General features: G+C 40.2%; 7 protein-coding genes. 2 read left to right on the top strand and 5 right to left on the bottom strand.

The window, feature by feature from the left end; all coding sequences use genetic code 11:
- Nucleotides 1-767: 767 nt before the first annotated feature.
- Together tgt and G4P69_RS34820 are read right to left on the bottom strand one after the other, a co-directional pair.
- Nucleotides 768-1,868: a tRNA guanosine(34) transglycosylase Tgt gene (gene tgt, locus G4P69_RS34825; protein ID WP_208341573.1), complete on the bottom strand. Its 1,101-nt coding sequence runs from the start codon at nt 1,866-1,868 to the stop codon at nt 768-770.
- Nucleotides 1,869-1,932: 64 nt separating this feature from the next.
- Nucleotides 1,933-2,385: a hypothetical protein gene (locus G4P69_RS34820; protein ID WP_208341572.1), complete on the bottom strand. Its 453-nt coding sequence runs from the start codon at nt 2,383-2,385 to the stop codon at nt 1,933-1,935.
- Between the two features lie 355 nt (nt 2,386-2,740).
- Here G4P69_RS34820 and cobS point away from each other — a divergent pair, with 355 nt between their 5' ends.
- Complete coding sequence (cobS, locus tag G4P69_RS34815) at nt 2,741-3,514, top strand: adenosylcobinamide-GDP ribazoletransferase (RefSeq protein ID WP_208341571.1); 774 nt, start codon at nt 2,741-2,743, stop codon at nt 3,512-3,514.
- 69 nt (nt 3,515-3,583) lie between these two features.
- Here the strand turns inward: cobS and G4P69_RS34810 are convergent, their stop codons facing one another.
- The 3 genes from G4P69_RS34810 to G4P69_RS34800 all read right to left on the bottom strand — a co-directional run bounded on the left by G4P69_RS34810 (nt 3,584) and on the right by G4P69_RS34800 (nt 5,733).
- On the bottom strand, nt 3,584-4,045 hold the full coding sequence (locus G4P69_RS34810; protein WP_208341590.1) for a PPC domain-containing protein: 462 nt from the start codon (nt 4,043-4,045) through the stop codon (nt 3,584-3,586).
- Nucleotides 4,046-4,437: 392 nt separating this feature from the next.
- Nucleotides 4,438-5,145: a ComF family protein gene (locus tag G4P69_RS34805; protein ID WP_208341570.1), complete on the bottom strand. Its 708-nt coding sequence runs from the start codon at nt 5,143-5,145 to the stop codon at nt 4,438-4,440.
- Between the two features lie 288 nt (nt 5,146-5,433).
- Complete coding sequence (locus tag G4P69_RS34800; RefSeq protein ID WP_208341569.1) at nt 5,434-5,733, bottom strand: hypothetical protein; 300 nt, start codon at nt 5,731-5,733, stop codon at nt 5,434-5,436.
- Between the two features lie 330 nt (nt 5,734-6,063).
- Here G4P69_RS34800 and G4P69_RS34795 point away from each other — a divergent pair, with 330 nt between their 5' ends.
- Nucleotides 6,064-6,528, top strand: a complete 465-nt coding sequence (locus tag G4P69_RS34795; RefSeq protein ID WP_208341568.1) for a Spy/CpxP family protein refolding chaperone — start codon at nt 6,064-6,066, stop codon at nt 6,526-6,528.
- Nucleotides 6,529-6,613 lie beyond the last annotated feature (85 nt).

Genomic DNA, 6,613 nt, shown 5'->3' with positions numbered 1-6,613 from the left:
TTCTATGACTCTGGCGAGAGAATAATCAAGGTGACTGGAAATCGTGGCTACACAAACAAAGTCTGCTTGGGTGACTACCCTAAAACTAGGGTTTCAAATTTATTCTGGCGAGAGTAATAAAACAGCGATAATTTGAGCTAAAGCAGAATTTGTACTGAAAGCAATTGCAATCCCTAAGAACCAACCTAAACCAGTACTTGTCTTAGACATTACATCTCCTAGCTCAACGGTAATTACTGAAAAACATTTAAAGCAAAGCAATACTCAGTAAATCATATTATTTGTAGGATTTATACAAAATTTTTGGCTATCCATTACTTAGTAAATACTCTCGGAATTACTAAGATAGATGAAGCGATTTTAAGTTTTACTGCACTTATATTGATTAATATGCCAATCCTGATATCTTTAAGAAAAGATAAAAAATAAGTAAAAATTCAGAACATGAAAGACTACAAAACTCCAAACACCTTGAATCAATCGATAGTTATGGGTGCTCTGGTCGCGATCACCAGTGCTAGTATTCTCACGATCATGAGCATATTCTAAGGTAACGAAAAAAAAATTTAGTAATATAACTTTATATAAACCCTCTCAATACTGAGAGGGCTTTTACATTTCTTAACTAAACCCTCAAGGAAAAATGAGCTCTTAAACAGTGAACTGTAAACAGTTATCAGCGATCAAGGCTTATGGTGAAAGGCTTAAACCCAAAGATAAATACATTATTCTTGACTGATAACTGATAACTGATAACTGATAACTGTTTATCTAAGCCAGTGCGCAAAATCTGTAGCAAAGCGATCGCTCAATATCGCCTCTCGGATCTTTTGTGTAAAGCTAATGAGTTCAGTGATGTTGTGAATGCTCAATAATGTATAAGCTAAAATTTCTTGGGCTCGTATTAAGTGGGACAAATAAGCACGGGTAAAGTTTTTGCAGGTGTAGCAAGAGCAAGTTTCGTCTAATGGTGTAAAGTCTTCGCGAAACTTAGCATTCTTGAGGTTCCAACGTTCACCCTGTACTATTGCTGTACCATGTCTAGCCCAACGTGTGGGAATTACGCAGTCGAATAAATCAATACCAGACGCGATCGCAATAGCCATTTCCCGATATGTACCTACACCCATCAAATAACGTGGTTTTTCGCGTGGCAATAATGGTGCAGTCGCTTGCACGATCTTAGCCATTAATTCTGGAGGTTCTCCCACACTCACACCACCAATAGCATATCCAGGTAAATCAAGTTGAGATAAAGCAATAGCAGCTTCCGAGCGTAAATCTAAATAGACTCCTCCTTGTACAATGGCAAACAACGCTTGATCACTACGTTGATGGGCTACGATACACCGTTTCAACCAGCGATAAGTGCGTTCTGTTGCAGCTTCTACTTCTTCGCGACTAGCTGGGTAAGGTGGACATTCATCAAATGCCATTATCACATCTGCGCCTAGAGTATTTTGAATTTCTATTGAGCGTTCTGGGGTTAAATTGATAATTTGACCATCGTGAGGTGAACGGAACGTTACACCATCGTCAGTAATTTTTCTCATTTCGCTCAAGCTAAAGACTTGGAAACCCCCTGAATCAGTAAGCATGGGACCATCCCAACCCATGAACTTGTGCAATCCTCCACCTCCAGAAACAATTGCTTCACCTGGTTGAAGGTGTAAATGATAGGTGTTAGCTAGCACCATCTGTGCACCAGTATCTTTAAGCTGAGATGGAGTTAGGGTTTTCACATTCGCTAGTGTCCCAACTGGCATAAATCGTGGAGTTTCAACCACACCATGAGGGGTAAAAAAAACTCCTGCCCGTGCTAAAGTCTTGCTACAGCAACCAACACTTTGAAAAGAAAATATACTCATCGATCATTTGTCCTTTGTCATTAGTCATTAGTAGCAAATGACAAGAAACAAATGATTAAAAAAATTAAAACAGATCACAATTGTCGTCATCGAGTTCTGCATCTAATTGTGCTGTTAGTAGCTGCTCTAGCATTGCTTCTATAATGCTGTTGTTTAAGCACCGCTCTTGTCGCTCTTGCTGAGGGGTAGATAGAGGAATCAACCTTAGACAAATCCCCTCTTGTATGAGATCAAAGTAGGTTTGCTTCTGCGCGGACTGTTTTAGTTCCAAGTAATCAAAACTATAAACATTAATATATAGGGTATGGTTAGCCACTAGAGTCGACCGTTGCGGATTGGCAAACACTTCCAACACATCCCCCTCACCCTCACTCTGCAATTCACCTTCGTGGGTGTAGATATACTGGACACGACCTAAATCAGCTAGTAATCGCCGCATATCTAGCTTGTTCACGATTACGCCTGTATTGATAATGCATGGAGCAGGTATCCTGATGTCGGGTAGATGGTGACTCATAATCAAATAGCAAATGAGCGCAGAAGAGATACATCACAGCTAAACATTTTATTGAACAGCTTTGTTGCTCCCCTACATTTTAATAATTATCAACTTTGTCGAGAGCTTTTTTTTAAGGCTGCGAATAAATTTATTTATTTTATTTGTTTAAAAAAGCCGTGGAGCAACTGTGACGAATAAATTGCTACTTTCTGTATGCCAGACACGTATAATTTCATACATTTTAATTGTTATCACTGAGATAAGCATAACAAAATTCTCACTGTTAAAGATACTATAAGCGTAAATTTTATTTAAAGCTTTAACAAAAGCACTGCTATTTAATAATAAGCATTGATAAATAATATAACTTATTATGACTAAGCAACATCCGTGGTTTAAGCAACTTCTTCTAGATCTATCAGCATCTGTTTGCTTTTATACTAGTATCTACATCCCGTACGCGGAAACACTAGATTTCCAAAAAGTTGCATGTTTTGCCCCTCATGTGGGGTTAATAATTGGAGGAATAGCGGGATTATTTGATGCGGCAATAAAATATTTAGGAATGCCAGTATTAACTCGTAGTGCCTTAGTAGTATCTATTTGGATTGCTATTACCGGAGGACTACACTTAGATGGAGTCATGGATACCGCCGACGGATTAGCAGTAGCAGATAAAGAGCGACGGCTGGAAGTGATGGCAGATAGTGTTACAGGTGCATTTGGAGCAATGGCTGCGATCGCACTGTTATTACTGAAAACAGCTGCATTAGCGGATATACAAGACAACCGTTGGTTGGTGCTTATGGCTGCTTCTGGATGGGGACGTTGGGGGCAACAGTTAGCAATTCTCCAATATCCTTATCTCAAACCAACTGGTAAAGGAGCTTTTCACAAAACCGCCATTCGTTCTTATAAAGATTTGTTACCAGGACTGCTAGTGCTGATAGGTTTAAGTGGAGTCCAAATACTACTAGATAGAAAGCAACTTTGGAGCGCTATTGGAATTACACTTGCTGGAAGTGCGATCGCTTTCATAACTAGTGCTTGGTTTGCTCGCAAACTAGGGGGACACACCGGTGATACCTATGGCGCAGTCGTTGAATGGACTGAGGCTTTGCTTTTATGCGTGTGTACAACGTTGTGATTGGGGATTGGGGATTGGGGATTGGGGATTGGGTATTCTTTCCCAGTACCCAGTACCCAGTCCCCATCACTATTGTTTAACCGGTTGCAGTCGCGTCACCTTAAGCTTAAAGGAGCCGCCGCCAGTTTCACCAAAAGATCGAACACGAACAATATATGTTCCTGTCTGTGTGATGCGGGTAAAAAGTAGAGAATTACTTGTACCATCTGGGCCATCGTCATTTTCTGCTACTGTCGATCCGTCTGGACCTAACAGTGTGAGCATTGTATCAAAGCTATCAGAATTTAAGTCAATTGCCAAATTATCGCCCTTGAACAGCTTAACCGTATAATCACGAGCGAATCCACCTTGACCCGTAGGAATGTCTTTGTCTGATAAAGTATCAGAAACCTCATTGCTTGGAGGTAGAGGTATTGGACTATATAATTTACCAACTTGGCCAAAAGTTGCCGTTGCACTTATACAAATTGTCAGCAATGTAGCTGGGATGATTGTAACTTCTCTCAATACCACGGCAAAAGCCTTAGCTATCTTGACACTCTCCGTCCTAAAGGAGCGGAGATTTTTAAGACTTTTCAGTCTTAATATCCTGTTTTCACAGGTTCCTAGGCTCAATACGTTTGCCCTTATGGGCGTACTGATAAGCCAGTGCGCTGGACGGGTTTCCCGGCTTGAAGCACCTGGCGTGTCTCCTTGCAGTGTTTTAGGCGTGACTTCCTCCCAATCCGGGAGTAGGTTTTATTTAAATGTCTTGTACTGACATTTAAATAATATACCATAGACCCGTCCTCAAAGGACGGGTTTTTCAACCCAATTTTTCTTATAATTTTCTTGACTATTTTCTTGGAGATTGTTAACCCAAAGACTTCTCCCGGAAAATACAACCAGTTTCGTTAATTATAGTTTTGGTGGTTGGAAATTGCCTACAAATTTTTTTTGTCTTTTTGGGCAACAGCAACTGCTGCTAATCCTAAAGTTTCAATTTTTGCCTGACGAAGTGTTTCTGTTGCAGATTTGGCAGTAGCGCCTGTGGTGTATATGTCATCAAGCAAAAGGACTTGGTAATTTGAGTGGCGATCGCGAAAGTCTTTTCCTAGTGTAAAGGCTCTAGCTAGGTTTTTTTCTCGTTCACTAGCAGATAGTCTATACTGCGCTTGAGTCTCTCGTATTCGCTCCAAACCGTTTAGTTTTAATTGTAACCCGGTAGTGTGACAAAAGCTTTGTGCTATTAAGGCTGCTTGGTTATAACCCCGTTCTTTTTGCTTATCAGGGTGCAGTGGAATAGGAACAACCACAATTGGCTGAGTGCATTCTAGCAAATTTAAAGGTAAATTTAAAAGCCATGCTTCTCCCAACCATTGCCCCAAAGGACGAGCAATTTCAGGTTGGTTCTCATACTTCATCGCGGCTACTGCTCTTCTTAAGATACTGCTGTAGCTCCCCCAACCGAATATTGGCAAAGGTTTTTTCCAGAGAAAATTTGGATTAGGCAGGTGGCATTTTTGCAATTGCCGATAACATTGCTCACATAATTCAACGGAAGTTGGACGCTGGCAAAGAGGGCAATTTGATTTCAGAAAAAGGTTTAGTAAGCCTAAATAAAGTTTTTTAATTCTCGAATAAGAGGACATTTATAATTTTGCTGTAATCAAGTTAAATTAGCGATTAGCAAATAGTTATATTTTATACATGTTAAATAGTGTTTTTACTGATGCGATAAAGAAGAATGTAGAATTTAATGACATGTGACGATTTGACTGGTATAAATCACGAGGTAGAAGTAATTGTTGATTCTCAAAAGAATTCAGACACAAGTAAAATCTATACTATTCCCGCTACATTCTACCAGCCAAACTCGCGCTCAGTGTTTACACATAAGACTAGACTCCAAGAAATGCTTCCTCGATTACAAAGGTAGGCTACCTGCCAATCGAACGACGTGCGCAAGCGTCTTGTATTTTAGAGTACGGATCTCGCCGTCGCCAAAGCCGATTTCTCCTCTTAGTTGCATTTTTGATGGTATTGAGATAGTTATCGGCATAGCGAAAAGCAGACGCAACGTCATAAGCAGCAATAGCTATAGCTTGTAAGAAAACTTGATAAGGGATTTGAATATCAGAAAATTTTTGGGCTAAAGCTATCAAATCCTCATCAGTTGCAGGTAAACCATTCTTCTCCTCGGGTTCGGTTCTACCAAAATCGACTCGAATAACCGTCATAAACACACCCTAATCAGCTTGATAACCGCAAATTGTATCAGAACCAAAAATTATAGTATCCGTGTATTTGCGTAAATTTCTCCCACCACAAATTAGCTTCTCAGTGTATTCAATGAAATTCTCTGGGAATTATAAAAATAATCCAAAGGAAAAGAGAAGCTTAGACAATTGATAAGGCAAAAGTAGCAATAGGTTTTTGCAACAGACTCACTTCAGTGTAAATAAAACTATTACTCAAGTCACAAAAATGTTGTGACTTTAGTTTCTGTCATCCCGTAGATGCAAATTTATAGCATGGTGGTATCAAAACTAAAGCCACTAGGTAAATCAATGAAAATTAAAACTTTATCATTAATTGCTGGAGTATTTGCTCTTACATTAACCGCAGCTCCTTTCGCAGCTAAAGCAAACACAACATTAAATGCACCTTTACAACTAGCGCAGGCAACATCTCCTCATCATCATAGAGGTAGATTTTTTGAACAACTTGGACTCTCAGACGCGCAAAAAGCCCAAATCAAGCAGATTCACCAGCAAACTCGTGAACAAAGTAAACAAGTTATCACTCCAGATCAAGAACAAGCTTTCAAAACTGCAATGCAAAATCGTCAGGGTTTCAAAGCTGCGAGACAGGCGATGAATCTCACCGAGGATCAGAAAAGCCAATTAAAGCAAATTTGGCAATCCTCTAGAGAGCAAATCAATGCAGTTTTGACTCCCGATCAACAGACAAAACTTCAAGAATTACGTCAGCAATGGCGTGCTAATCATCCTAAACGGGAGACTGCGCAGTAGGGCATAGGGCATGGGGCATGGGGCATGGGGCATGGGGCATGGGGCATGGGGCATAGGGCATGGGGCATGGGGCATAGGGCATGGG

The sequence above is a fragment of the Aetokthonos hydrillicola CCALA 1050 genome (assembly GCF_017591665.1).
GTDB lineage: Bacteria > Cyanobacteriota > Cyanobacteriia > Cyanobacteriales > Nostocaceae > Aetokthonos > Aetokthonos hydrillicola.
Note: the sequence above shows the minus strand (reverse complement) of the source record. Positions and strands in the feature narration are given on the sequence as shown.

Coding starts and splice junctions, on each gene's coding strand:
- G4P69_RS34820 (WP_208341572.1), bottom strand. CDS start 2,385: ATGAGTCACCATCTACCCGACATCAGGATACCTGCTCCATGCATTATC.
- G4P69_RS34795 (WP_208341568.1), top strand. CDS start 6,064: ATGAAAATTAAAACTTTATCATTAATTGCTGGAGTATTTGCTCTTACA.
- tgt (WP_208341573.1), bottom strand. CDS start 1,868: ATGAGTATATTTTCTTTTCAAAGTGTTGGTTGCTGTAGCAAGACTTTA.
- G4P69_RS34805 (WP_208341570.1), bottom strand. CDS start 5,145: ATGTCCTCTTATTCGAGAATTAAAAAACTTTATTTAGGCTTACTAAAC.
- G4P69_RS34800 (WP_208341569.1), bottom strand. CDS start 5,733: ATGACGGTTATTCGAGTCGATTTTGGTAGAACCGAACCCGAGGAGAAG.
- cobS (WP_208341571.1), top strand. CDS start 2,741: ATGACTAAGCAACATCCGTGGTTTAAGCAACTTCTTCTAGATCTATCA.